We start from the raw sequence: 26,557 nt of genomic DNA, 5'->3' as shown, positions 1-26,557 counted from the left end.
GTCATTCTCTTAATGTGCCTTGAAATTTTTGCGAGATAGCAGTAACTAAATCTTTACTGAATAAATTTAAATCAGTATCAGACAAAGTACGATCATCAGCTTGCAGCTCTACTTTAATCGCTATAGATTTTTTACCTCGAGGCAATTTATCACCTTTATAAATATCAAATAATATAACTGACTTGACAAGCTTTTTATTAAAATTATTTATGTATGAGATTATTTCACCAACTCTATGATCTTGATCAACAATAAATGCGTAATCTCTAAAATTAGCTTGAAAATCTGATACTACAAATTCTTCTCTTTTACCGAATTTAGCTTTTATTACAGGCAAATTCGTAATATTTAACTCAAATGCAAATATCTCCTGATTAATATCGTAATGTTTCAAGATTTTAGGATGTATTTGCCCAAAATAGCCTAATAAATTTTTTCCTAGTGCTAAATTTACTGATCTAGTCGGATGATAATATTGTGGAGTGGCTGCCCCATTTGCTACTATACATTTATCTATAGATAACCCTGCATAATTAAACACCTGCTCTAAATTACCTTTAAGATCAAAAATATCATAACTACGTCCTGACGAATGAGGACTCTTATTATTATATGCACCGGTTATAATTGCTGTTAAATAAGTAGATTCCGTATTTAAATCTATAAAATGCGGCCCAACTTCAAAAAAAGCCATATCTTTTATAGAGCGTGCTAAATTTTTACTGACTATACTTAACAAATTTGGCAGTATAGTAGGACGCATATAATTCTCTTCTACACTTATAGGATTAAGCAAAAATAACTCTTCTTTTAATTCAGCAAACAACTTTGCATCTTCACTACTCATAAAAGAGTTAGTTACTACTTCATCATAACCTTTGCTTGCTAATATTCTTTTAAAAATAGAGATTCTGTTGTGCTCTCTGAGCTTATGATTATTTTGCTCTAGTTCAGGTAATTTTATACTCTCTATTTTATCATAACCGTAAATACGTGCGATTTCTTCCACTATATCTTCTAAAATAGTTATATCGTGACGCCATGAAGGAGCTATGACTTTTATAACATCATCCTTAATATTCGTAATAAAACCTAATTTATTTAATATAGACTCTATCTCTTTGAGATTGAGTCTAATTCCTGTAATTTTTTCTAAATAGCACGCTGAAAAATCTAAAGGGGATTTTTTCGGTTCTTTTTTACCAACCTTTACTATTTCCGATATTTCACCGTTTCCACATATTGACAAAATAAGATCCGTTGCTATATCCAAAGCCTTCTCCGTAAAATTTCTATCAATATTACGCTCATTACGATATCTAGCATCTGTATCAATTTGTAATCTTCGCCCACTAGCTGCAATAATTTTAGCATTAAAGCAAGCAGCTTCAAGTATTATATTAGTTGTACCATCGGTACAACTACTATCAACCCCGCCAATGATACCGGCAAGGGCATGAATACCACTTTCATCTTTTATAACTAGATCATTTTCACTAAGTAAATATTCTTTGCCATTTAGGGCATAGAATTTAACTATGTTACTGTTGTCATACCCTAGTCCAGTATCATCCCGCGACTTGATCGCGGGGTCCATAAAACAATTTACAGCACTAGTAATTTCATTGGATCCTGCAGCAAAGCCATGAGAGGACAATTGCTTTTCCTCATAATAATGACCTACAATAATCCCCCCTTTTATCTTATCTGCATCATAAACATGCATAGGTTGCCCGAAACTATAGGCAATATAATTTGTTATATCGACTAAGCTTGAAATAGTTTTCACCCCGACATTTTTCAATAATTTCTGTAACCAATCAGGGCTTGGTTTATTCTTTAAATTTTTTATTTCTCTAAATGTAAATAAAGGGCAGGCTGCTTTATCTTGCACGTGCAGCTTTATTTTAGAAATAAATGTACTATTTATTTCCGGAATTTCTAACTCTTTAAGTGTTCCAAGTCCTTTTGCTGCTAAATCTCTTGCAATACCATAAACTCCAAGTGCATCACCACGATTAGGAATAACATTAATCACAAATATAGGATCATCTAAACCACAATATTTAGTAAAATTCTCTCCAACCACGGCATCTTCAGGCAGCTCCATAATCCCTTCAGACTCTGAAGCAAGCAACAATTCCTCTTCAGAGCAAAGCATACCGCAGCTTTTTTCTCCTCTAATTGTGGATTCTTTAATTTTAAATTTGCCATTTGGTATTTCTATTCCGATATTTGCAAGCACTACTTTTATACCTGCCCTTGCATTACTTGCCCCGCAAACTATTTGTAGAACTCCATTCTTAGTTTCAACATTGCAAAGCTTTAACTTATTAGCTGATGGGTGAGGCTTAACATTTATAATATGTGCTACTTCAAATTTTTGTAACTCCACTGCCTTATCTATCACCTCTTCTACTTCAAGACCAATAGCTGTTAGCGCTTCAGCAATTTCAGCAACTGAAACAGATGTATCTAAAAATTGTTTTAACCATGATAATGTAAATTTCATTTCGTTAATCCTCCAGCTAGATGCGGTATATCAAAGCCACAGAAATTATAATGTTTAAGCCAGCGCATATCTCCTTGGAAAAATTGTCTTAAATCTTTAATATTATATTTTAGCATTGCAAAACGCTCTACTCCAAGCCCAAAAGCAAAACCTTGATACTCGCTGTTAGCGATTCCCACATTCTTCAGCACGTTTGGATGAATCATCCCACACCCTAAAACCTCAAGCCATTTATTGTTTTTATTCATCCAAATATCAACTTCGGCAGAAGGTTCGGTAAACGGAAAAAAACTAGGTCTAAAGCGTAATTTAATATTGGAATTTTCAAAAAAACTTCTTATAAATTCCGTGATAACGTATTTTAAATGCCCCATATTGATATTTTTATCGATAACAAGCCCTTCTATTTGGTGAAACATTGGCGTATGCGTCATATCCGAATCGGATCTATAAGTCCTACCTGGTGCTATAAACCTAAAGGGCGGTTTACCGTTTTTCATAGCTCTAATCTGCACAGTTGAGGTGTGAGTACGAAGCAGCATTGGCTTACTACCTTCATGCTCTTTTAAATAAAAAGTATCATGCATCTGCCTTGCTGGATGATCATCTTCAAAATTGAGAGCCGTAAAATTATGGAAATCATCTTCAATATTTGGTCCATTTTCTATAGTAAAACCAAACTGCAAAAACACTTGTATTAACTCCTCAATACACTGCGTTATAGGATGAATAGAACCTTGTTTATATTTTCTTGCAGGGATTGTCAGATCAATTTTATCAGCTGCAAGCTTCAAATTTAATTCTTGTTCTACTAAAATTTCTTCTTTGACTTTTATTATATTTTGTATTTTATCTTTTAACTTATTGATTTTTAATCCAAACGCTTTACGTTCTTGTTTATTTAAACTGCCTAATTTTTTAAGCTCACTGGTCACTATACTGTTCTTGCCTAAAAATTCTACTTTATATTCTTGCAGATCTTTTAAGTTTTGTACTAATAAGATTTTTTCCTCAGCAAGCCTTAATATTGTGGCTATATTTTCCATGGTTTTTTCTTACTTGTTTGTCTTTTAGTGTAGTTTATACGTCATTCCTACATATGTGGGACTTTGTTGCGTGACTCTCGCTGTCATTCCTGCCTATGCGGGAATGACAGCGCATCTCATATGCTTTTCCTCTATACCCACTAACTTTGCTTTAAATATCTGCCCTATTGCTAAAGGTTTTTCGAGCTTCACTGGAATAAAATTCTCGGTATGGGCGATATTATTATTCTCTACTAATAACTCTACTTTCTGCCCTATGTGTTTTTTAAAGAACTCTGTTAACTGATTTTGCCCCTCTTGCCTTAGAATGTCTGCTCTTTCTTTCCTTATAGCCTTTGGTACTTGCGGCATACGCGCTGCAGGTGTTCCATCTCTCTCTGAGTAAGGGAAAACATGTAAATATTGTAATTCTGCTTCTGAAATTAATCTTCTTGTATTTTCAAACATTTCCGGAGTTTCCGTTGGGAAACCTGCTATAATATCCGCACCAAACGATACTTCAGGTCTTATTGCCCGCAACTTCCAACAAAACTCTATTACGTTTGTTCTATTATGTCGTCGTTTCATACGTTTTAATATTATATTATCACCTGCTTGCAGGCTAATATGAAAATGCGGCATTATCCTTTCACTATAAGCTATAAGCTCAAAAAGTTCATCATCTATTTCTGCAACATCTATTGAAGATAATCTAAGCCTTCTTAACTCAGGAACTAAATTTAAGACTCGTTTAATCATTTGTGCAAAGGTTGGACTCCCAGGTAAATCTGAACCGTAAGCCGTAACATCAACACCTGTAAAAACCACTTCTTTAAAACCTTCTAACATCAAATGTTTTACCTGCTTTACTATAGCTCCTATCGGTACCGATCTACTTTTACCTCTACCATAAGGAATAATACAAAAAGTACAAAAATGATCACAACCGTTTTGTACCTGAATAAAAGCACGAGATTTACCATCAAAGCTACTTACCAAATGACCTGCAGTCTCTTTCACCGACATTATATCGTTAACTGCTATTTTGTCATCGTTAATTTGGTAATAATTAGGTAATAGCTTTTCTTCATTACCTATAACCTTGTCAACTTCTGGCATATTACCATACATTTGCGGACTCGTTTGAGCACTACAACCTGTAACGATAATTTTTAAATCAGAATTATTTTTTTTAGCTCCACGAATAGCTTGTCTTACTTGTTTCTCAGCTGCTTTAGTTACGGCACAAGTATTAAATACCATGACGTTATCAAGACCCGATAATTCAAGATTTTTCCTTATTATCTCACTTTCATAAATATTAAGCCGACAACCGAACGTTACTACATCTTGTTTTAGAGAGTTATTCATAATAATATACTCCCTTCAGCTATTAGCGTAGCAGGTCCTTGCATTATTATATTGCCGTTTTCTTCCTTCATATTCAGACTACCCAGTTTAAACACTACTGTACTTGGTGAATGGATAAAACCACGCTTTAAACCAGCAGCAAAACTACCACAAGCTCCACTTCCGCAAGCAAGCGTTAACCCTACTCCTCGCTCCCAAACAGATAAATAAATCTTATTATTTTTAATTTCAGCAAAATTAACGTTTATACCATTAGCAAATAATTCTTTATCCTGTAATTTTGCACCGACAATTTTTTGATCTTGATGCGCTAGCTTACTAAAAATAACCAAATGCGGGTTACCAACATCCACACAAATAGTTTCCTTTAAATCAATCATATAACGCCCTGCAAATTCCCAAATCTTATCACGACTCGGCATCCAAGCTTCATTAAAACTAACAGCTCCTACATTAACGCTAATCTCATTTTCGTCTTCAATACGGCATAGTAATTCTTTATTGCCTACTACTATGATAATATCTTTCTTTCCCGTATCAAGATAAATTAACTTGGCTAAACATCTTGTAGCATTACCACATAACTCAGCACTAGAGCCATCTATATTATATATAATCATTTCATAAAAATCATTATGATCTTCATAAAGAATAAACTGATCGCAACCAATACCAGTATGACGATCCGCAATATTTTTTGCTAGCTGTGGTAAATCGTGTAAATTTAATAATTCTCGTTTATTAACAATAACAAAATTATTACCGAGACCATGCATTTTTACAAAATTAATTTTACTCATCATAATCAATTATAATATTTAAGATTGTATTATAGCAAATTCTAAGAAATTTGCTATAATGAAGTTATTATATATAAAAATACGTTTCTATGCTCATTTCACGTTTTTAGATCCTAAAAATAACTATGCATATTCTGGTACAAAAAAATGACTGTATATGCACAACTCCGAGGTGTAATATTTTTAGCAATTGCCGATTTCATTTTATTTCCCTCCAAAAAAGATTGGAGATCAAATCATAGGTTACTTGATACTAAGACTTATGAGTACAACTTACAAGATTGTCATTTTATCTTTTTAGAACTAGAAAATTTAATAAAGCATTAGATCAATTTAGAGAACCTGCAAGAAAAATGGGCATATTTCTTTAAACATGCACATGAAAATAATCTAGAATGAATAGAATATTTGATAGGTCATGATTTTATTATTAAAAAACCTTTTTATGCTTTAGATGAAACTAACTGATCTGAAAAAGATTTAAATACCTATGAAAAAATTATAAAAACTGAAATGGCTAATTTAGGCGTATAGGAACAGAAAATTATGGATGCTGAAACTAAAGGAATGGCTATAGGTGAGTCTAGAGGAGAAGCTAAATTAAAAGAAAATAAAATGCAATTTAGCAAAAAAATGCTTATAAAAAAATAGACCTTTAGATGACATTATAGATTTTACCGGTTTAACCAAAAATGAAATCAAGCAATTAAAGTAGAAATGAAAGTACTCAATATCATGCTAAGTCGTGACCTTGGCGGAATTCAACAAGCATTTTTAGATTATAGCACTGCCCTTGAAATGCAAAAAATTGAAGTTATAAATACCACTGCTTACAAAGCAAAAATAAATTCTTTTTTATCTAAAAAAAGTTTAAAACTACCAAATATAGTACCGTTTGATTTACTCTCGGTACTTATTCTTAAATATATAATTTACAAAACTAAGCCCGATATAATTATAGCACACGGTAATAGAGCAATAAATTTTAGCAAACTTGCTAAAATAACTAATGTTAAGTTAATCGGTATTGCTCATAATTATACTTTAAAAGGACTACGCAAATGTGATTTTGTTATTGCTCTGACACATCATATGCACGCATTTTTACTAAAAAATAACTTTGCTGAATCTAAAATATTTATTCTACCAAACATGATAAATATTAATAAAGATTTTGCTCCAAATAAAATAGACTTCTTGCAGAAGGAAGCTAATAAAGAGAGATTTGAAGGAGAATCTTTACCTCGAACTGCAGCGTATACAACACTACGCGAGGATTCGAGTACCAGCTCAACGTATAAATTACCTTTAGAAGCACATTATACAAGAAGTCTAATATATGGAAAACCTATCGTAATTGGTGTATTAGCAAGATTTGTTACTAAAAAAGGTGTTGATATTTTCATTAAAGCTATAAAAATTTTAAAAGAAAAAAAATATAATATTCAGGTAGTTATAGGTGGAGAAGGAGAAGAAAAAGATAATTTAATTGCTTTAGTACGTATACTTAATTTACAAAATCAAATATCATTTACCGGATGGATTAACGATAAAGATAGATTCTTTGAGCAGAGCGATATTTTTTGTCTTCCATCACTACATGAACCGTTTGGCATTATAGTACTTGAAGCAATGAAGGCAAATATTCCTATTGTTAGTACAGATACTGAAGGACCTACAGAAATCTTAAGCAACATGCAAGACGGACTTATTTGTAAAGCCGGGTCAATTAAAGATTTAGCAGAAAAAATTGCTTATCTAATAGATAATCCTAAAAAAGCGAAGGTATTTTCTAAAAATGCCTATCTAAAATTACAACAAAATTATGATATTCAGGTTGTTTCTAAAAAGTTACAGTATATTTTAGAAAGCTTGATATAAACAAATTTTGTAGGACTCGCCTATACTCACGTTTTATACACTGTACAGGGGCGTACCTACCTTTCAATTCATCTTATCTGAATCTTGCCAAAATACTACAAAATACTATGTAAGAACTTGATCAAGAGAAGCGATTTTACTTTTGCCCCTACCCCTAAAGAACAAGCTTGCAACTCTTGCCGGTTTTATTGATGTAACGTCCGATTTATAAATAGCACAACTGCAAACTTTAATACAATATTGATAAATATCAAGCTATAAAATTAGATATATCAGCTAAAATACAAAATCTCTTAATATAACGGCTCTGAGCAAACTTTAACATTACATACCATGACAAACCCAAGATGACGTTATTTTAAAATGAGATCCTCAATATTAAACAGATTCGTCAATGTTAGGGTATATACCTACTTAGCATTACAACAGGAGCTAGAATTAATATTAATAATATAGGAGTTATATTTATAACATTTCATGCTATATAACTCATTAGTAAAACTTTATAAACCTAGGGCTATGAGTTTCTCCTAAAATTTATTCTTGTTAATTAATAGCATCCTACTTCTAATTCATAACTGACTGAAGTTGAGATAAAGAATAAAAAAAACATATAGTTTTCAAAAGTAATAAGATGATATATGGATTTTTACTAAACCATAGAGGTCAGTTATATCAAGCTTGTCCAGTATTCGGTGTCGTTTACTCTTCTCCAACCACTGTAATTTCATCACTATCATAATTTAATGCATCTATTTTGTATAGGGATAGACAGTACAAGCGATTTATTTACTAAAACTCAGAAGATTTTTGATCTCAGTAGTTGTTTACCAAGCAATTCCATAGTATATTCATATTACTCTCTTTTATATATCCTTCAGGAATATATGCCTTAATATATTCTATATCGGAGGCGTTTTTTAATAAATGAGGTGATATAAATTCTAATTATGTCCTTACCGCTTATTTTATAACTAGCACATTAACAAGCCATACAAATACCATAGTCATTTAATTTATTACAAAATTCTTGCGTCTCATCTGTCAAATGTTGTTTTACAGATTCCACAGTGTTTAAAGCATATAATATCTGTACTCTTGTTACTTGAATAGAAAATATCATCTAGAAACAATTCCATAAGCTTTTTTTAAGCTCTTGATCTTTTAAAATGTATTTTTTTGTTAATTCTGCTATTTCAGAAACAACAGGATTTTAAAGGCCTTTTATAGAGGTAAGACTAATGGTACTTTATTAATAAATTTAACATTTTTCTATAAAAAATTAATTTTTATTTAAAAATAATAAACCTATTAAGAGTGATAAATATACTATGCAATTTAAATTATTGCAATAGTATTAGAAAATTAAAATGTTATCTTGCTTAAAATGATAGATTCCTGCTTGCACAGGAATGACATACATTATATTGAACAAGCATTACTACCGTTATCATCATCTTCACGGATAAATTTTTGCTTTACCTTAGAATTGTTATTATATGGCTTATTATTTTTTACCGGTGGTGCATAATTTTGGTTTACTGTAGCATTTGGACAAGTATATTTTGATATATCACGCTTAGTTTCTCTAAGCATTGCTTTTATCTGATTTAATTCCTCTTGCATCTTTTTTTCTTTATCGCTATTGTCTTTTCTAACTTTTTTATTCATTCTACTTAAAGTCATATTATCATTGGATTCAACTTCACCAGCTTCTGCTTTTTGCCTTGCTATATCTCTTTTAATCATCTTAAGATACATCTCACGATTTCTCTTTACAGGATCTATTCTCTCTCCTCTGAAAAAACTATCGCTATCATAGTCATCATCATTGTCATAGTCGTTATCATAATCAAGGTTATCTTCTAATATATTCTTTTTAGCTAAAGTAATATATTTATTATTATATAAAGGTTTTCTTTTACTACCTTTAGCACCTTTACTATCAACCAATCTATTATTTGCAGATTTTTGAAAGTAACTTCTAAAATTATCGGTACAACCTGACAGTAAGAACATTCCTAAAAATAATATTATAATTTTTTTAAACATATATTTATATTATTCCAAAATTTTATTATGATTAATGCCATATAATAACCAAACTTGCAAGAATAAAGCACCAAAGTTCTATACGCTTAATTAAATCATTATTATTTTAAGGTATTTTTGGTCTTGTGGCATGAATTAATTTCCCGATTGTTTATCCGCAACTTGATGACACGATCCAACTAAAAATACTAAAATTATTAGTATTTTTGGATAGTCCAAATCCACAGTATAACAATCTTTCTCGATCCATAATACAACAAAGCCTATAAAACAAAATTTAAATCACCTCTTCTATTAGATGACTTAATAACTTATGCCCTTCTTTTTTTCTTTTTAATAAATTTTGTGAAACATCCTCTAATATCTTTGTATTACTTATCAAATCAAGTATTTTATCTGCTAATTTTCCTGCAGAAATATTATTCTGCTCTAAACACCATCCTGCTTTTGTATCTTCCAACAATTTTGCATTGTAATATTGATGATTATCTGCAGCACTAGGTAGCGGAATAAAGACTGCAGGTAATCCTATATAGGTCAACTCTTCTATAGTTGAAGCCCCTGCTCTTGAAATCACTAAATCGGCTTCTTTATATTGCAATGCAATATTATCAAAAAATTCAGCAAGTTCATAAGTAATGTTTAATTCCGAGTATATATCTTTTACTTTTACTTGATCATCTAATGCTGCTTGCTGAATTATATGTAATTTCAGTTGCGGATCTTTTTGTATTAAAATTTTGATACTTGCAGGTATTAACTCTGAAAACAGTTTAGCTCCTTGACTACCGCCAAAAATAAATATTGTAAAGAGCTTGTCATTCCGTGCTCCCCCTACCAAGGAACCGAGATCTCTAATATTTTTTCTAACTATCCCACCGGTAACTACTATTTTACTTTTTGCAAATTCTGGTAAATTTTTTACGTTTTCATAAGAAATAGCTATCTTTTTAGCAAAGCTTGCAAAAAACTTATTAACTTTGCCAAGGTAAGAATTCTGTTCATGAATTATAATCGGCACTCTTAAAAAAACTGCCGCACACATCGAGGCAATAACAGGATAACCACCAAATCCCACAATGACTGAAGACTTTATATTATATAATAATCTAATAGCTTTTAAAACTGCAATTGATAATCTTGGTAAAAACAAAAAAATATTATCTGATCGTTTTAAATCTATTATATGAAAAATTACCTTCATATCCTGATTTATATACTTCTTGCATCTCAAATCAATAATAAAATGAACTTCATACCCAAGTTTTATTAATTCTTCTCCAAGAGCAACTGCTGGGAAAAAATGCCCTCCCGTACCACCTGCTACCAAAATGATTTTTTTCATATTTCAATATTATGAATTTTGTATGAATTTAAAGGGGTTCGGTGTCTTGTAAAACCAAGAAGCATACCAGTAGCGATAGCAACTGCAAGTGTTGAAGAACCACCATAACTAATAAATGGTAATGTCATACCTTTAGTAGGAAGTAAATTTAAAGTTACACCTATATTAATTATTGCCTGAAGCCCTAATTGGGCAATTATACCGCTAGCAGCGAATTGTATAAATTTATCCTTTTCACTTAATAGCTTAACAAGACTTCTTAATACTATAAAAGCAAATATACCTATAACAATCAGGCAAATAATAGCTCCAAACTCTTCACCTGCTACGGCAAAAATAAAATCTGTATGTGAGTCAGGTAGCATCTGCTTTACTGCCCCCTCCCCTGGACCACGTCCATATAAACCGCCATGCTCAAAAGCCTTAAGAGACTTACTGACCTGATAATTCTCACTACTATCAGGATCTAGAAATGAATTAATTCTTTGCGTTACGTGAGGTAACCAAAAATAAGCAATAGTTACTCCTATCATACCTAACAAACCTGTTAGAACAATCCAAAATATCGGCATACCTGCAATAAACAGCTGAATACCGAACACTGCCGTAATCATTACAAGCATTCCAAAATCTGGTTGAATAATTAAGAGAATAGCCACAATATAATAAAGTATTACACAAATCGTAACACTTGGAAAATCATCATTAAACTTTAACGATAATATCCAACCTGTAACAACTGCAAAAAACGGTTTAATAAATTCTGAAGGCTGAATAGATATACCTAGAATATTAATCCATCGTACTGCTCCTTTCACTTCATAACCAAGAAATTTAACTGCTATTAATAAAACCACACTAGCAATAAACCCAAGTATTGCAAAACGCCTTAACCATTTCTTATTAAAGCATGAAAATAATAATATAAGCCCTGAAGCGGCAACTAAATACAATATTTGTCTAGATGCAAAATAATTTTCTTCAAGTCCTATTCTACTTGCTACTGCTGAACCTGAAGTAGTAACCAACATTAAACTAAAAGCAAATAAAATTATCAAAGAAATTATTATTTGCCTATCGGTACTCCGCCACCATAATTTAATAAAGTTATTAGATATTTCATTATTTTTAAACATTTTATAGTTATAAAATCTTTATTTTGTTATTTAACACACCTTGGATATCTGTAAAACTGCTCAAGTCACTTAAACTAGGCTTATATGACGCAAGAATATTATAACAAATTAACTAATATGCGCTACTTTTATTTTATTGATCAAACTGAATTCTTTAAAAGAAATTTATATGATTTATAAAAATTGAATTGAGAAATTACATATTTGAATGCACAGGTAAATTTAAAATAAATTCTTTATAATGATTAAAAAAGTTATGATATTATAGGTGCTATGGGAAATTTTAGTAGTAAGATCGCCAAAAGACTTAATATATTTTAATGTACAACTTATTCTTGCAGAGTGTGTGATTAAAACACGATATAGAACAAAATCATCCTGTTAGCTACTTTTACATAAATATAGAAATTACGGCACAATTACAAAAATTAAAACCTTTTAACTTGCAGTCCTTTCGAACAAATAATTAATAATGTTGCACTAGCTAGTATTATACTTGGTATGCATTATATTGATTTAGCTGATTGCAGAAGATTTGTACGCAAATTTGCTATAGATTAATTAAATCTATTAAATAATATGACAGCACAAAAAATGTCTAGCTATTACCGAAGCAAGTACCGTACCATGCTTATCTTCAGCTACATTAGAATATTATAAATATGAATTTAATTCTATGTATTCCCTAATATTTAGGTATATAAAAAACAGAAAAGATCTAACAATAACTGCTAGGTAAACCGTTAAATTTTTATCCAGACACAAAATAATATTTACAAACTGATCGTATAATAGCTGGATGGCAAACTGTGATGTACCAAACTTTAACTTATTATCTAAATATTACTGGTTAAAATTTTTGCTGGTGGAATGAAAAATATTACCTTACATTTCAATATGTGGATTTTATCTTGACATGTAAGATTAAAAAAATAAAACATAAAGTTTGCTAGCTAGCAAACTTTATGTAGTTTATTCAACTATTTCGGTATTGATGAATGGGTGATATATATGATCATTAAAGGTCAATACAAAAATGGAAAATCAAAAACAGTAAAATGGTTTATTATAGACCAAAAATCATGGTCCATATAATATCATACTATTCCTGCAATTATCTTAATAAAAAAATTATAATGAAATTAACAAAATGTGAACAAATTACTGCCATTAATCTAGTAAATTTAGAAGAATATTTAAATGAATTACAAGGACTAGATACAAAGATTTATACATAAATAGTTTTTTATTGCAACTAAACCTATATGGTATTTTTTTTATTTTTAGTTTTTTCCAAAAATAATTTGATAAATAACTCTCCACGCTCTTCAAAATTTTTAAACTGATCATATGAGCTACAACTAGGTGCTAGCAAAATATTTTTCACTTCTGCAGTATTACTTACTGCATCCTTATAAGCAAGATCAAAAACCTGCTTAAGATCATTACATATTACAAAATCCACCATATTTTTAACTGCATCTGCAAATATTTCTTTAGCGTGTCCATAAAAATAAGCCTTTTTAATTCTGTTAAAATATGGTCTTATTTCCTCAATCCCCCCTTCCTTTGGTATTCCTCCTGCAAGCCAATAAATATTATCAAGCGCCTTAATTGATTGCAAGGCAGATATGGCATTTGTTGCTTTACTATCATTGTAAAAACTTATATTATTTATATTACCGATATATTGCATTCTATGAGGTAAACTTTGAAAACTACTGATAGTTTTAATTATCTTTGTAGACTCTAATCCCATTATCTTAGCTACTGCATAACTTGCTGCAATGTTTTCACAATTATGCATTCCCTGCAGATTTTTATTAAATGGTAATTTAAAGCTACTATTACTACAAAAATTATCGTTAATTATGTCATTAACTACCAATATACCTTTTTCAAGCATTTTGGTAACAGAAAAGGGAATTAATTTTATACACTGCTCTTGCTGCAATGTCATAAAAATTTTACGACAATAATAATTATCAATATTAATTACTGCATAACTATTCTTATCCATGCGATCAAAAATCTTAGATTTTGCCTTAATATAGTAATCCATGTCCTTATGTCTATCCAAATGATCAGGAGTAATATTAAGAAGTACTGCTATTTTAGCTGTAAATGTTTTTATTAAATCTAACTGAAAAGAAGATAATTCAAGTACATATCCGTACTTACTATTTTTGGCTTTTAAAGCCGGAACCCCTATATTACCTGCAATCGGATAGTCCAAACCATTACTATTTAAAATATGGCTTATCAAAGCAGTAGTAGTACTTTTACCGTTTGTACCGGTTACAGCTATAAAGTTTAAATTTCTTGATTTTTCAAATAATAAATCTATATCAGAAGTAATTGATATATTGCAATGATGAGCAATCCTTACTATTGCATGAGTCAGCGGCACTCCAGGACTTAAGACAATTTTATCTAAATCTTGCCATCTTGAATCAGATAAAGCAACAATAAGGTTTTTTCCAAATAATTCTGCAAATATATCTCTATTTGCTTTTAAATCATCGTAGACAATGACATCATATTTATTTTGTACTTCCTCGTAAACCGACATACCGGTTTTACCAAGCCCAAAAATACCTATTTTTTGTTTTGTATGAGAATTCATGAGTTAATTTGAAAGAACATTGCAGCTTAGTATCCAAGAACAGGTAAATGCAGATTAACTTTAAAAAGAGCAAAGAACCCACAAGGAGAGAAACACAGCGTATACTGAGTTGGTACCATAGCTCTGGTAGGATGACAAAACTAATTTTTGAAGTTGATCGAGTATACTAATTTATCTCTTGCATTAATGCTTGTTCCCCTTCATTAAATTCACCTAGTCTTTTTATATTATTATCAATTGTTTGACTATCCCTAGGATCTGGTAAATAATAATGAGGAGGAACTTCCAGTGCTTTAGCACGCTGTACTTGATACTCATTAGGTCCGGCTGTTAATATACCTACGGTTTCTTTTAATTTTTTGCTACACGCAGAAGTAATTAATAAAACAGTAAATAACAAAAAAATCTTTTTCACTTAAACACCTTTAATTAAAATTATATTTTATCGTCACCATTATGATCAGTGTGACGAATTGTTTCAGCCAGAGCTTCAATTTGAGCATTATTATAATCCTCTTTAGCCTTTTCTTCAATAATTTTTTTAGTACTATAATAATCTTCTATTAATAGAATTACTCCCATTGTAATAAAGCAATCAGCTAAATTAAATACAGGAAAACTATAATTCTTATAATAAAAATGAATAAAATCAAATACCGCCCCTCTAAAAAATCTATCAATTAGATTACCGACGGCACCGCCAATTACAAAACTATAACCTGCAAATCCCCCAAGCGTTTTTGAACGCAACATTAAGTAGTATAAGTAACAGACTATTATCGAGTTTGTTAATATAAGCACAGCATTACTATATTGATAGTATTCACGCATTAATCCAAAACTAATACCATAATTCCAAGTATAAACCATGTTTAAAAAAGTAGTAACCTTGAGCATTAAACCAGGTTTCCATCGTAAACTATTAATAAACCACCATTTACTTAACTGGTCAATAATAACTAATGTTATTATTATACGACTACTACGAGCAAATGTTAGATAGATTTTTTTTAGTAGTAACAGCATAGAGGTTGTGTGAATAAATAATGAATAATGGCTCTTATGTCATGCCTAGTTAAAAACAAGAATCCAATAAAATCACCTAATCAACAGAATAACATCACACGCATGTTTCAAAAATTGTCCGGTACTATGACAAATGATACGCAGGTCAATTCTAAAAAGAGCTATGAGTTCACAATGTAAGGTGAGTTGCGTATACTTAAATACGTTAGAACTGAAACTCTTGTAGAAAACGACAACGCTAATTTTTAAAATTCATCAAGTATCACAGAGACACGCAACTGTTTTATCAGCTTGCAATTCCTTATCAAGCTTAACATTTAAAGTGTTTATTTCTTTTTTAAATTGTTTAAATTTCTCTAATTTTGTTCCATTTAATTCTATACCCGGTGTTGTTTTAACCGACATAGGATTAACGTGTTTGCCATCAATTTTAACTTCATAATGTAAATGTGGCCCTGTAACTCTACCCGTACTGCCGACATATGCTATGATCTGCCCTTGTTTTACTATACTTCCCACTTTTAAATTTTTTGCAAAATGTGAAGCATGAGCGTAAGCAGTAGATAGCCTACCGCTATGTTTGACTTGAATAAATTTTCCATAACCTGACTTCCAACCTATTTCCGTTATAACTCCGTTTCCTGCAGAATATATAGGTGTACCAGCTGGAGCTGCAAAATCAACTCCCTTATGCATTTTAGTATAACCGAGTATTGGATGCTTTCTATTACCGTAATATGAAGAAACTTTTATAACTTTCAACGGAGTTTTAAGTAAGCTTCTTTTTACGCTTTTACCGTCTTCAGAAAAAAATGCATAATTATTTGTGTTATTATCATGGGAATAATTATATATATTATATTCTTTGCCTGAAAGGTTTAATGAAACATATAGAATTTTACCGTGGTGGGCAAATTTACCGTCTTCCGTTACATATTTTTCTGTTATTACAGTTACAGTATCACCGTTTTTTATTTGACGCTGAAAATCGATTTGATAGGCATAAGCATTAATCAACTCTATTATACTATTATTTGATAAACCAAGTTTTTTAAGGGCAGACATAAAATTTGATTCAATACTTACCGACGATTTAGCAACTTTTTTATTTAAAGGTACTACAATTTCTTCAACTTTAAAACTATCACTTTCTCTAATTACTTGAATAGTTTTTAGCTTATCAATAATTATGATGATTTTATTTAAGAATGTTATCTCTGAGGTTAAATCTTCACCCTCGTTTTCAATAATTTTTGTTTCATATTCAAAAGTAATGTGTTGCCCTATTTTAAGTAAAGAGGATAATTTACCATCTTTTACTAAATTTACAATTTTTTCTATTTCATTTCTAGGAATATTTTGTTCTATCAAAATTGACTTTATAGTATCACCTTTTTTTACTACTACTTCTTTAAATGAAATCATTTCTTCTGCACTACTATCAGGCTGTACTAAAGTTATAGATAAAGTGTTGTTAACATAATTATTAACGGCAAAAGAGACAAAAACAACTAATCCTATAAATAATAATAAAGAGGTATAAGTGATGGTGTTCCTAAGACGTGCACTAATAAAAGACGATTGTAATATATCATTAAAATCATAAGATAGTGCGGTATCATTCATTAAAATTGCTCTGAAGATTATTTGAATCAATTTTTCATCAATAACAATATGAACTATATACAAATCAATTACAATAGACAATTGTAAAATTTTGTTTTATTAGTTTTTCATTGATTAAAATTAAATTTTTTAAGTTTATTTTATAAATCTTATCTCCTATTCATCTAACCATAATACTGTCACATTGTCCAACATGAGAATATGTCTTTAAATAAAAACTGTCCTATAAATAGTGAAATAGTTCTAGTAAGCGGTTTTGATTTATTACATTACAGTCATATAGAATTTTACACAAAGCTAAAAAACAAGGTAACCACCTAATTGGTGTTTAAGAACCAGATGAAACAATTATTAAATATAAAAATACAAAATGTCAACTTATTCATAATCAATTTACAACGAGCAAACATTTTAAGTTCTTTCACATTATTCGATAGCGTACTGATATTACCTAAACTGAAAGATTTGAATGATTATGCGCAGTTGGTGCAAAATAATTGTCCTTCTGTAATCGCTGTAACAAAGCACTATCCTCAGTTAATAACTAAACAAATTCAAGCAGCATTAATAATATGACAGTAATAAAAGTTATTGATTTACTACAAAATCTTAAATAGGTACACCTTTTCCAACTCAAATTTTATTAAAAAAATATAGTTTTCTAAAAATTTATCGATTTTTACTTTAATAAAAATTAATATACATTTATATTTAAAATATAAAGAACCTAGTATATGCTATGAAAAATATTATTATAATTAGTGTATTGATTTTTAGCAATATTTGCTTTGCTTCCGAGCCGTTACCTTGGCAAGTAACATTCCAGCCAGCGGCAAGTCCGATTATGGAGGAATTACATCATTTTTATAATTTTCTGCTTTATATCTCAATAGCTATTGTTTTATTTGTTTCTGGATTACTTGGCTTTGTATGTATCAGATTTAATGCAAAAAATAATCCCATACCGGCCAAATTTTCACATAATGTTTTAATAGAAATAATTTGGACTGTAATACCTATAATAATTTTAGTTATTATTGCAGTGCCGTCTTTTAGAATATTGCATCATGCCGAAAAAATACCCGAAACAGATTTAACTATCAAAGTAGTAGGTTATCAATGGTATTGGCACTATATATATCCTGATCATAATAATTTGGAGTTTGATAGTGTAATGATCTCTGATGAGAATTTAAAACCTGACCAAAAAAGATTATTGGATGTTGATAATCGAATTGTTATCCCTGAAAACACTAATGTAAGATTTCTTATTACTGCAGGTGATGTGATACATAGTTTTGCTGTTCCATCGCTTGGTTTTAAAATAGATGCAGTGCCTGGAAGAATTAATGAAACGTGGACAAGAGTTGCTAAGAAAGGTGTGTATTATGGCCAATGCTCAGAACTATGTGGTATCAATCACGGCTCTATGCCGATTGCTATAGAAGTAGTAAGTAAAGAAGATTTTGACAACTGGATTGCAAGTAAAAATAAAGTTACACTAAATTATGAGAATCCAAAACTAGCAGCTAATTAATTATATTTAATAGAAATTCACATTCCTTAAATAATTAATACAACAGTATCCAAGTTAGATACATTTATATACTAAATTTTTTATATATGAATAGTCACAATAATCCTTATTCCCATGTTTACTCCAAGCAAACAAAAGAAATAATATTTTTAAAGCATTTTAATGCTAACATAATAGTATGTAATTATACCTATAATAATGATCCTAAACACCTCATGAAAGGTTTGAGTATGCAAATGTTAGAGAAGCTTATTTTGTTAAATTGATTATAGGAAAATTTTGTGTTATTTATGGGTACTAGTTTTATAACCAATAATAATAAATCATCCTATGGACTGGTTTTCTACTTATCCTTTCTTTATTTTTGAAAATTGGATAATTATACTCCTTCCTATGATAACAGAAGAGATACTATAGTTGAAAGCTATCTATGGTTTAATACAAACGCTACTAATGTAGCCGGGGATTAATATTGGAGATAGGGCAATTATTGATGCTTACTCAGTAGTAAATAAGGATTTACCACCATATTAGTATTGTTGCCCGCAATCCTACAAAGATAATACGCTATAGATTTTTTGATGATATAATCGTGTAATTACTTGAAATTAAATGGTGGGATTAGAATGAGAAAATCACTAGAAATATTCTAACAATTTGGATCAGATATTAAAAAATTAACACAGGCATGAATAATAATTATGGATATAATTACTAAAGATATACTTCACAATGACCACCATATCCCTCATGGTTGGAGTCGATGGCTTTTTTCTACTAATCATAAAGATATCGGCATTATGTATATCATATTTGCCGTTTTTGCCGGAATTGTCGGCGGGTTATTTTCTATTCTCTTTAGGTTAGAACTTGCAATACCCGGTGGAACATTCCTTAACCATAATTTCCAGTTATATAACGTACTAATCACAGCACATGCAGTTATTATGGTATTCTTTATGATTATGCCAGCTTTATTTGGTGGATTTGGTAATTATTTTGTACCTCTATTAATAGGAGCACCTGATATGGCATTTCCACGCCTTAACAATATAAGTTTTTGGCTGTTAGTTCCTGCTTTTATCTTACTTATGGGATCAGCTTTTGTTGACGGCGGGCCAGGAACGGGCTGGACGCTCTACCCTCCTTTAAGTAACTTAAGCGGTCACCCGGGGGCAGCAGTCGATATGGCTATTTTCAGCTTACATTTAACAGGTCTTTCATCAATCCTTGGATCAATTAACTTAATCGTTACTATCTTTAATATGAGAGCACCAGGAATGGGGTTGTTTAAAATGCCGTTATTTGTTTGGTCTATTTTAGTAACTGCATTCCTCATAATTCTAGCAATGCCAGTACTTGGTGGAGCTATCACTATGCTACTTACTGATCGTAACTTTGGTACTACTTTCTTTAAACCCGACGGCGGTGGTGATCCTGTATTATTTCAGCATTTATTTTGGTTTTTCGGTCATCCTGAGGTATATATCGTAATACTTCCAGGCTTTGGCATAGTAAGTCAGGTGATCTCAACTTTTTCACGCAAACCTATATTCGGCTATCAAGGTATGGTTGGGGCTATGGTGATAATAGGCTTTGTCGGGTTTATTGTATGGGCCCACCATATGTTTACGGTTGGACTTTCTTATAATGCACTTATATATTTCACTGCCGGAACAATGATTATAGCAGTGCCGACAGGTATTAAAATATTTAGCTGGATAGCAACTATGTGGGGTGGTTCTATTACGTTTCCAACACCTATGCTATTCTCAATAGGATTTATCATATTATTCACGATTGGCGGCGTAACCGGCATAATTCTATCAAATTCGGCACTTGATAGAGTACTACATGATACATATTACGTTGTTGCACATTTCCATTATACGATGTCGCTCGGTGCTTTATTTACAGCATTTGCCGGATTTTATTATTGGTTTGGTAAAATGTCAGGTAAACAATATCCAGAAGTTTTAGGTAAAATGCATTTTTGTATTACCTTTATAGGCGTTAATTTAACTTTCTTTCCGCAGCATTTCTTAGGTCTTGCAGGCATGCCACGAAGAATACCGGATTACCCTGACGCTTTTGCCGGCTGGAATATGGTTTCCTCGATAGGAGCAGGCATCTCTATGTTTGCTGCTCTTTATTTTGTATTTATCGTTTTTTATACTTTAAAATATGGCAAAGATTGTCCAATGAATCCTTGGGGCGAAGGTGCCAATACGCTTGAGTGGACACTTACCTCTCCACCACCATTTCATACATTTGAAACACCACCGCGTATTGAAGAGTAAATATTATATGTCATTCCTATAAATATAGGAAAGTACAAATCCAGTAATCTATAATACCGCAAGCTTATAGTATGATCCAGTATTTTTTATTTTTTTGGATACCGTGCAAGCCACAGTATAATAAAGACAAAGAGCTGGAGTCCACCTATTCAGAAATTACATAACTGAAAAGTAGTAAAATGACAATAAAAATGCATAAAAACCCAATAATAGGTATTACACCTGATTTAGTTCAAAATTGTGAAAAATATACTTACGCTGCTTTTCCATGGTATGCCTTGCGAAAAAACTATACTGATGCGATTATCGCAGTTGGCGGTATACCGCTATTATTACCTTATCAAAGTGAAACCATAGATCAGCTTATACACCTTGTTGACGGCATTGTAATTCCAGGCGGTGATGAGGATATACATCCTAAATTTTATGAGCCGAAATACGCTAAATATGTAGTAATGTCTAATGAAGAACGTGATAATTTTGAAATATTAGTTTTAAAGAAAGCATTAGAGAGAGATATTCCTGTTTTAGGTATATGCCGAGGTATGCAGTTATTAAACGTTATTTTCAAAGGTACGCTTATTAAACATATTCCTGATGATATTGAAACTATAATTAATCATACCCAACCTCCACCTAAAAATATAGTTTCGCATGCAATTAATATAGAGGCAAATACTCAGCTTGCTAGGATAGCAAATAATAATCTAAGAACAATGGTTAATTCGAGCCATCACCAGGCTGTTAAACAACTTGGTAATAATCTTATCGTATCTGCAAAAGCAGAAGATGGAGTAATTGAAGCCATCGAATCAACAAAACATAAATTTGTTATAGGCGTTCAGTGGCATCCTGAATATTTTAATGCAAATAGAATAGATTTAGAATTATTTAAAGAGTTAGTAAATGTTACCAATAGCAAATTACTTATGTAATTCTTTGCTATTCATGTTAACTAAATACTAGTTTTCAATATTATCAAATGAACATATTACAAATGTTGTCTTATATTCATATCCAAGCGGTCAACCAACATACGGATTTTTAGAGCGTTCACATACAAATGTAGAACCTCTAACATTATCTCCTAGTTGATACTGACCATAAATTACAGGTCCAAATTGTTCTTGCCAAACAATTAAATATTTTAACTGATTAGCTTACACATCTCATAAACAACCAACAATAATACAATTTGTTTCAGTTGGAAATAGTTTAACCAATTTTTGTATTACCAAATCTTCTTATTGCGCTACCTGTATATTATCACAATAAGCTATATGGGAGTTTAATCATTAGCATAAGCTCCTAATGTTATAGAGACTAAATAGTAAATAAATATAAATTTTCAGATACCTTATTTATAAAATTCAAATTAATATATTTTTAAGATTCTTAATAAAAAATGAATAATCATCTACTACATTATCATTTTAAATAAGATTTATTTTAGATCTGTGATCTGCTATATTTATTGTAAAAACATTATATATGGCTACTGATTATTCTTTTTTGAAAAGTTTTGCTAAATATATCATTGATAAATTAGGTAAAGGTGCAGAGGTTCAAATAATATTACCTAATAATTTTTTATGTTTAGAATTAAAGAAGCTTTTAATCGATAAATATAAAATCAAATTACCTGTAATTATTCCTTTTACTTCTATTATTTCAAAAAAAAATCACAATTCGGATTATGTATCTAAAATAGAAGAATTATTTATTTTATCGGAAATCATCAATGAATATAAAGAATTCCCTTTTAATATTGCATCATCACTAAAAGCTGCAGAAATTCTAAGAAAATTGTTTAATGATTTAATACTCAATAATATCGATATAAAATTAATTGAATTCTATAATAATTCTAACTATTGGCACAAGATTTATAAATTTCTAGAATATTGTTTTTTGAGATGGCAAGAGGAAATATCACTTATAGTGAACTCAAGCTCATTTGGTGACAGGTGTGAGAAGAAAAACCTATATATTAATAGGCAATACTATGAGCAACGAAGCACCAAGAAGTGGGGATCAATTCACTATACTCAAAAACAAAATAAAGCAGTTTATAAATTAAAGCTATTACAAGAAGAAATAATAAAGATAAAAAATGGTCATAAGCAGATAATACTTGCCGGAATATTTAAACCTGATCCTTTCCTAAAAAAATTTGAGAAAGAATTAAAAGATTATATAATTTATTATAATCCAAACTTAAGTGCAATAGACTTCTTACATAACGTAGCTAATAAACAGGAATCTGTAGGAGACACAGAACGCAGAACCACAATGTACACAGACATATGTGAGGACTCAAGTACCAGATCAACACATATATTACCCTTAGAAGCAAGTTATACAAAAAGTCTTAATAATATATCTTATTTAGAACCCAATGATATCTATGAAGAAGCTAAACAAATAGCTTATATATGTAACCGTAATAAAGATAAACGAATTGCAATCGTTACAGATAATAATAAGCTTAAAAGAGTATATTGTAATTTTTTAGACAAATATGAAGATCTAATAGGTAATGATTTAGGCCTTACTAATATCAGTGCATTACTCACTTCCATTATTAAAATATTATGTAATAATTTTGATCTAAAAATCTTATTTTTATTACTTAAAAATCCTTTGATTAATTGTCCAATGATACAAAAATTAGAGTTAATGCTATCTAATAAAAACCGTTTTATATCTTCACCAGAATATTTATTGCAATTACAATTTGATAATGAGAATATAAGGGAATATTGCCATAACTTAATAGATATTTTATTTACTGATACCCCACGTAATATACAAGCTATTTTAATAGCTGCTAAAGAAATAGCTGAAAAACTTTTGCCTACTATTTGGGAAAAAGAAGGAGGAGCCGAATTACTTGAATTTTTAACAAATTTAACTGCATATAGTCAATATATAAATCTAACGAATAAAAAAGATTTTCATAAAATTTTCTCTTTTTTACTTTCCAATATCAAATTTTACAAAAATACCGAATCTGCCAATATAATTATTGGCTCGCCTACAGATCTAGTATTATGCGAATTTGACTTAATTATATTACCGCATTTTAATACTGACAACTGGTCTCCTAATAAAAAAGTTCACCCATGGCTTAGCAAGAAAGCTTTGCAGATACTAAATATAGATTACGATGAAATTGACTCTACTCTATATTCAGATTACTTCAATTTATTTCTACAAAATAAACAAGTAATTATACTAAATGCTAAAAAATATGATGAAAAATTAACAAACACTTCTAATTTATTTTTGAAGCTACAGAAGGACTGTGTGTCATCCCACAACTTGATCACAGGATCCAGTCACTATATGGATACTGTGGTCAAGCCACGGTATGACAATGAGTCTACAGCCCTCAATACCTTTTTTCCACCTACCTTATCAGTAACCGATATAGAAACATTAATAAGAAACCCATACGGTTTTTATGCTAAGAAAATTCTTGGATTACGTAAAAAAGATAATATATGGGAAGAGCCTAAAATATCAGCTTTTGGTAATTTTATTCATAAAGTTTTAGAGGAATATTCTAAAAATTATGACAAACAATATATTAATTTAAATTTGCTTGATAAACAAAATGCTTTAATAAATATTGGTAATCATATTTTATATAATACTATTTTACCGGTATACACAAAAAAAGCTTGGCAAATAAAACTTGTAGCTTTCAGTAAAGCCTTTATTCTATTTGACATAGAACGCCGAAAAAATTGCAAAGAAATCTATTTTGAGGTTAAAGGGGAATTACGACTAAATGTTGCAGGTCAGGATATAAAAATAATCGGTATAGCTGACCGAATTGAAATAAGCAAATCAAACAATATAACTATACTTGATTATAAAACCGGCACTATTGCAACTAAAAAAGAAATAGAGCTTGGACTCTCACCTCAACTTATTATAGAAAGCTTAATGTTACTCGAAAATGGATTTACAGAATGTCATTCCTGCTTTCACGTGAATCCAGTTATAAATCATGAAATCACTATTGCTTATGTAAAAATAACTAGTATCAATCCTTATATACAAATAACGGAAATAGCTTTAAATATTGAAACTTTAAATAGACATAAAGCAGGATTAGTAAAATTACTTGAACATTATATTACAAATAAATTCTTTTCTTATGATTTGAATTTATCAAAGTATAATGATTATTTGCATTTAAGTCGATGTCATACCGCAACTTAATTGCGTTATGACAAGCAAGATCTACTAATACAACCCCATCACTAACTTAAATCCTTTATTTTTAATAATCTTACTATCTGTATTATAAATAATCGGATCGTTAATTTTTGCATGCCCGAATCTATTTGTTTTAAATACTGGAATATTTAAACTATCTGCAAAATTACTAAGCACTAACATTGTGCCTTCAGAATCTTGATCAAATGAACCAAATATTATGGCCTTCACACCCTCAAGCAACCCTACTTGCTTTAAGTGCACAAGCGCACGATCTAATCTAAAAGCAACTATATTTACATCTTCTAAGAAAAGAATTTTTCCCTTAGTGTTTATCTGCCAATTTGTACCTATACTAGTTTGCAGCATAGTTAAGTTACCACCTGTTAGTTTGCCGTTAACAAGATCACTTGATTTTGCTATATCGTTAAGAGGCACTAAATTATTTATAGTAACCTGCTTGACTTTACCTTTCAATATTTCAGCAAGCTTGGTAAAATTGCTTTGATCTTTATCAGGTTTTAATAAATCAGCTATATTACTGCCATGAATAGTTTTCCATCCCCATTCTTGTGATAAAAAAAGATGTAGAACCGTTATATCACTATAACCTATAAAGAACTTTTCTTTAAGAGGCTTTGAGAGTTTTTGTAAATATGGAATTAATCTAGCCGAGCCATAACCTCCGCGTAAACTCCATACTATATAATTGGAATCATCAAATAATGCATCTTGTAAACAATTAAATCGTATCTCATCACTACTTGCAAGAAACGGTAACTTACTTTTAGCAAAACATTTAGAGGAAATCTGTAAATTTAGTCCATGAATATTTTGTAAATTTGACAAGGTTTTACTATCAGCCCCCGAAGCAGTAGCAACAATGGTAATAGGGATATTTTGTAGACTATTAGCAGCAGAAAAAGCTGAAATTGAAAATAATAATATTATTAGTAAAGATAAATTTTTAAGAATCATAAATATAATTGATATGTATTTGTGGGTATTATTCTTTTTCTTATGTCATTCCTCTACAGAAGGACTTTGTTAAATAGATCGTAAAGTATACTCAGTGTCTCATACCAAGTAC

18 protein-coding genes are annotated in these 26,557 nt (G+C 30.4%); 6 read left to right on the top strand and 12 right to left on the bottom strand.

Annotation, left to right across the window (positions count from 1 at the left end):
* Nucleotide 1: 1 nt before the first annotated feature.
* The 4 genes from pheT to dapF form a co-directional block, all read right to left on the bottom strand.
* Entirely contained in the window at nt 2–2,512 is a 2,511-nt protein-coding gene (gene pheT, locus AAGW17_RS03870; protein ID WP_347938739.1) for a phenylalanine--tRNA ligase subunit beta, read from the bottom strand.
* Nucleotides 2,509–3,558: a phenylalanine--tRNA ligase subunit alpha gene (gene pheS, locus AAGW17_RS03865; protein WP_347938738.1), complete on the bottom strand. Its 1,050-nt coding sequence runs from the start codon at nt 3,556–3,558 to the stop codon at nt 2,509–2,511. The genes pheT and pheS overlap by 4 nt, the downstream gene beginning before the upstream one ends.
* Before the next feature lie 93 nt (nt 3,559–3,651).
* On the bottom strand, nt 3,652–4,908 hold the full coding sequence (gene mtaB / locus AAGW17_RS03860; RefSeq protein WP_347938737.1) for a tRNA (N(6)-L-threonylcarbamoyladenosine(37)-C(2))-methylthiotransferase MtaB: 1,257 nt from the start codon (nt 4,906–4,908) through the stop codon (nt 3,652–3,654).
* Nucleotides 4,905–5,711 carry a diaminopimelate epimerase gene (dapF, locus tag AAGW17_RS03855; protein WP_347938736.1) on the bottom strand — a complete coding sequence of 269 codons (807 nt, stop codon included), beginning with the start codon at nt 5,709–5,711 and terminating at the stop codon, nt 4,905–4,907. Before dapF ends, mtaB begins: the two co-directional genes overlap by 4 nt.
* Before the next feature lie 144 nt (nt 5,712–5,855).
* Here dapF and AAGW17_RS03850 point away from each other — a divergent pair, with 144 nt between their 5' ends.
* Together AAGW17_RS03850 and AAGW17_RS03845 are read left to right on the top strand one after the other, a co-directional pair.
* Nucleotides 5,856–6,035 (top strand): hypothetical protein, encoded by a 180-nt coding sequence (locus tag AAGW17_RS03850; protein WP_347938735.1) that lies wholly within the window; start codon nt 5,856–5,858, stop codon nt 6,033–6,035.
* 390 nt (nt 6,036–6,425) lie between these two features.
* Nucleotides 6,426–7,589 (top strand): glycosyltransferase, encoded by a 1,164-nt coding sequence (locus AAGW17_RS03845; protein WP_347938734.1) that lies wholly within the window; start codon nt 6,426–6,428, stop codon nt 7,587–7,589.
* A gap of 1,422 nt (nt 7,590–9,011) precedes the next feature.
* Here the strand turns inward: AAGW17_RS03845 and AAGW17_RS03840 are convergent.
* The 7 genes from AAGW17_RS03840 to AAGW17_RS03810 form a co-directional block, all read right to left on the bottom strand.
* The gene (locus AAGW17_RS03840; protein WP_347938733.1) at nt 9,012–9,641 is read right to left on the bottom strand and encodes a hypothetical protein; all 630 of its coding nucleotides are present in this window, start codon (nt 9,639–9,641) and stop codon (nt 9,012–9,014) included.
* A gap of 277 nt (nt 9,642–9,918) precedes the next feature.
* On the bottom strand, nt 9,919–10,986 hold the full coding sequence (gene murG / locus AAGW17_RS03835; RefSeq protein WP_347938732.1) for an undecaprenyldiphospho-muramoylpentapeptide beta-N-acetylglucosaminyltransferase: 1,068 nt from the start codon (nt 10,984–10,986) through the stop codon (nt 9,919–9,921).
* Nucleotides 10,983–12,122 (bottom strand): putative lipid II flippase FtsW, encoded by a 1,140-nt coding sequence (gene ftsW, locus AAGW17_RS03830; protein WP_347938731.1) that lies wholly within the window; start codon nt 12,120–12,122, stop codon nt 10,983–10,985. Before ftsW ends, murG begins: the two co-directional genes overlap by 4 nt.
* Nucleotides 12,123–13,383: 1,261 nt before the next feature.
* Nucleotides 13,384–14,748: a UDP-N-acetylmuramoyl-L-alanine--D-glutamate ligase gene (murD, locus tag AAGW17_RS03825; protein ID WP_347938730.1), complete on the bottom strand. Its 1,365-nt coding sequence runs from the start codon at nt 14,746–14,748 to the stop codon at nt 13,384–13,386.
* A gap of 166 nt (nt 14,749–14,914) precedes the next feature.
* Nucleotides 14,915–15,163 (bottom strand): DUF3035 domain-containing protein, encoded by a 249-nt coding sequence (locus tag AAGW17_RS03820; RefSeq protein ID WP_347938729.1) that lies wholly within the window; start codon nt 15,161–15,163, stop codon nt 14,915–14,917.
* Between the two features lie 20 nt (nt 15,164–15,183).
* On the bottom strand, nt 15,184–15,774 hold the full coding sequence (gene lspA / locus AAGW17_RS03815; RefSeq protein WP_347938728.1) for a signal peptidase II: 591 nt from the start codon (nt 15,772–15,774) through the stop codon (nt 15,184–15,186).
* A 255-nt stretch (nt 15,775–16,029) separates the two neighbouring features.
* Nucleotides 16,030–17,400, bottom strand: coding sequence for a M23 family metallopeptidase (locus AAGW17_RS03810; protein ID WP_347938727.1), 1,371 nt, complete (start codon nt 17,398–17,400; stop codon nt 16,030–16,032).
* A gap of 739 nt (nt 17,401–18,139) precedes the next feature.
* Here AAGW17_RS03810 and coxB point away from each other — a divergent pair.
* From coxB to AAGW17_RS03790, 4 genes are all read left to right on the top strand, one after another.
* A complete protein-coding gene (gene coxB / locus AAGW17_RS03805) occupies nt 18,140–18,937 on the top strand; it encodes a cytochrome c oxidase subunit II (protein WP_347938726.1) in 798 nt (265 codons plus the stop codon).
* Between the two features lie 701 nt (nt 18,938–19,638).
* Nucleotides 19,639–21,237, top strand: coding sequence for a cytochrome c oxidase subunit I (ctaD, locus tag AAGW17_RS03800; RefSeq protein ID WP_347938725.1), 1,599 nt, complete (start codon nt 19,639–19,641; stop codon nt 21,235–21,237).
* Between the two features lie 191 nt (nt 21,238–21,428).
* Nucleotides 21,429–22,172, top strand: a complete 744-nt coding sequence (locus tag AAGW17_RS03795) for a gamma-glutamyl-gamma-aminobutyrate hydrolase family protein (protein WP_347939412.1) — start codon at nt 21,429–21,431, stop codon at nt 22,170–22,172.
* A gap of 556 nt (nt 22,173–22,728) precedes the next feature.
* Nucleotides 22,729–25,470 (top strand): PD-(D/E)XK nuclease family protein, encoded by a 2,742-nt coding sequence (locus AAGW17_RS03790; RefSeq protein ID WP_347938724.1) that lies wholly within the window; start codon nt 22,729–22,731, stop codon nt 25,468–25,470.
* Between the two features lie 24 nt (nt 25,471–25,494).
* On the opposite strand, the gene AAGW17_RS03785 is transcribed toward AAGW17_RS03790, so the two are convergent.
* The gene (locus AAGW17_RS03785; RefSeq protein ID WP_347938723.1) at nt 25,495–26,445 is read right to left on the bottom strand and encodes an LD-carboxypeptidase; all 951 of its coding nucleotides are present in this window, start codon (nt 26,443–26,445) and stop codon (nt 25,495–25,497) included.
* Nucleotides 26,446–26,557 lie beyond the last annotated feature (112 nt).

The sequence above is a fragment of the Rickettsia sp. Oklahoma-10 genome, from assembly GCF_039954865.1.
Classification (GTDB): domain Bacteria; phylum Pseudomonadota; class Alphaproteobacteria; order Rickettsiales; family Rickettsiaceae; genus Rickettsia; species Rickettsia oklahomensis.
This window is presented reverse-complemented; position numbering and strand designations above follow the sequence as displayed.

What these genes read in the sequence shown, in the direction of transcription:
- AAGW17_RS03810 (WP_347938727.1), bottom strand. Translation starts at nt 17,400, where the DNA reads ATGAATGATACCGCACTATCTTATGATTTTAATGATATATTACAATCG.
- murD (WP_347938730.1), bottom strand. Translation starts at nt 14,748, where the DNA reads ATGAATTCTCATACAAAACAAAAAATAGGTATTTTTGGGCTTGGTAAA.
- lspA (WP_347938728.1), bottom strand. Translation starts at nt 15,774, where the DNA reads ATGCTGTTACTACTAAAAAAAATCTATCTAACATTTGCTCGTAGTAGT.
- murG (WP_347938732.1), bottom strand. Translation starts at nt 10,986, where the DNA reads ATGAAAAAAATCATTTTGGTAGCAGGTGGTACGGGAGGGCATTTTTTC.
- dapF (WP_347938736.1), bottom strand. Translation starts at nt 5,711, where the DNA reads ATGATGAGTAAAATTAATTTTGTAAAAATGCATGGTCTCGGTAATAAT.
- mtaB (WP_347938737.1), bottom strand. Translation starts at nt 4,908, where the DNA reads ATGAATAACTCTCTAAAACAAGATGTAGTAACGTTCGGTTGTCGGCTT.
- pheS (WP_347938738.1), bottom strand. Translation starts at nt 3,558, where the DNA reads ATGGAAAATATAGCCACAATATTAAGGCTTGCTGAGGAAAAAATCTTA.
- pheT (WP_347938739.1), bottom strand. Translation starts at nt 2,512, where the DNA reads ATGAAATTTACATTATCATGGTTAAAACAATTTTTAGATACATCTGTT.
- AAGW17_RS03845 (WP_347938734.1), top strand. Translation starts at nt 6,426, where the DNA reads ATGAAAGTACTCAATATCATGCTAAGTCGTGACCTTGGCGGAATTCAA.
- ftsW (WP_347938731.1), bottom strand. Translation starts at nt 12,122, where the DNA reads ATGTTTAAAAATAATGAAATATCTAATAACTTTATTAAATTATGGTGG.
- AAGW17_RS03850 (WP_347938735.1), top strand. Translation starts at nt 5,856, where the DNA reads ATGACTGTATATGCACAACTCCGAGGTGTAATATTTTTAGCAATTGCC.
- AAGW17_RS03790 (WP_347938724.1), top strand. Translation starts at nt 22,729, where the DNA reads ATGGCTACTGATTATTCTTTTTTGAAAAGTTTTGCTAAATATATCATT.
- AAGW17_RS03840 (WP_347938733.1), bottom strand. Translation starts at nt 9,641, where the DNA reads ATGTTTAAAAAAATTATAATATTATTTTTAGGAATGTTCTTACTGTCA.
- coxB (WP_347938726.1), top strand. Translation starts at nt 18,140, where the DNA reads ATGAAAAATATTATTATAATTAGTGTATTGATTTTTAGCAATATTTGC.
- AAGW17_RS03795 (WP_347939412.1), top strand. Translation starts at nt 21,429, where the DNA reads ATGCATAAAAACCCAATAATAGGTATTACACCTGATTTAGTTCAAAAT.
- ctaD (WP_347938725.1), top strand. Translation starts at nt 19,639, where the DNA reads ATGGATATAATTACTAAAGATATACTTCACAATGACCACCATATCCCT.
- AAGW17_RS03785 (WP_347938723.1), bottom strand. Translation starts at nt 26,445, where the DNA reads ATGATTCTTAAAAATTTATCTTTACTAATAATATTATTATTTTCAATT.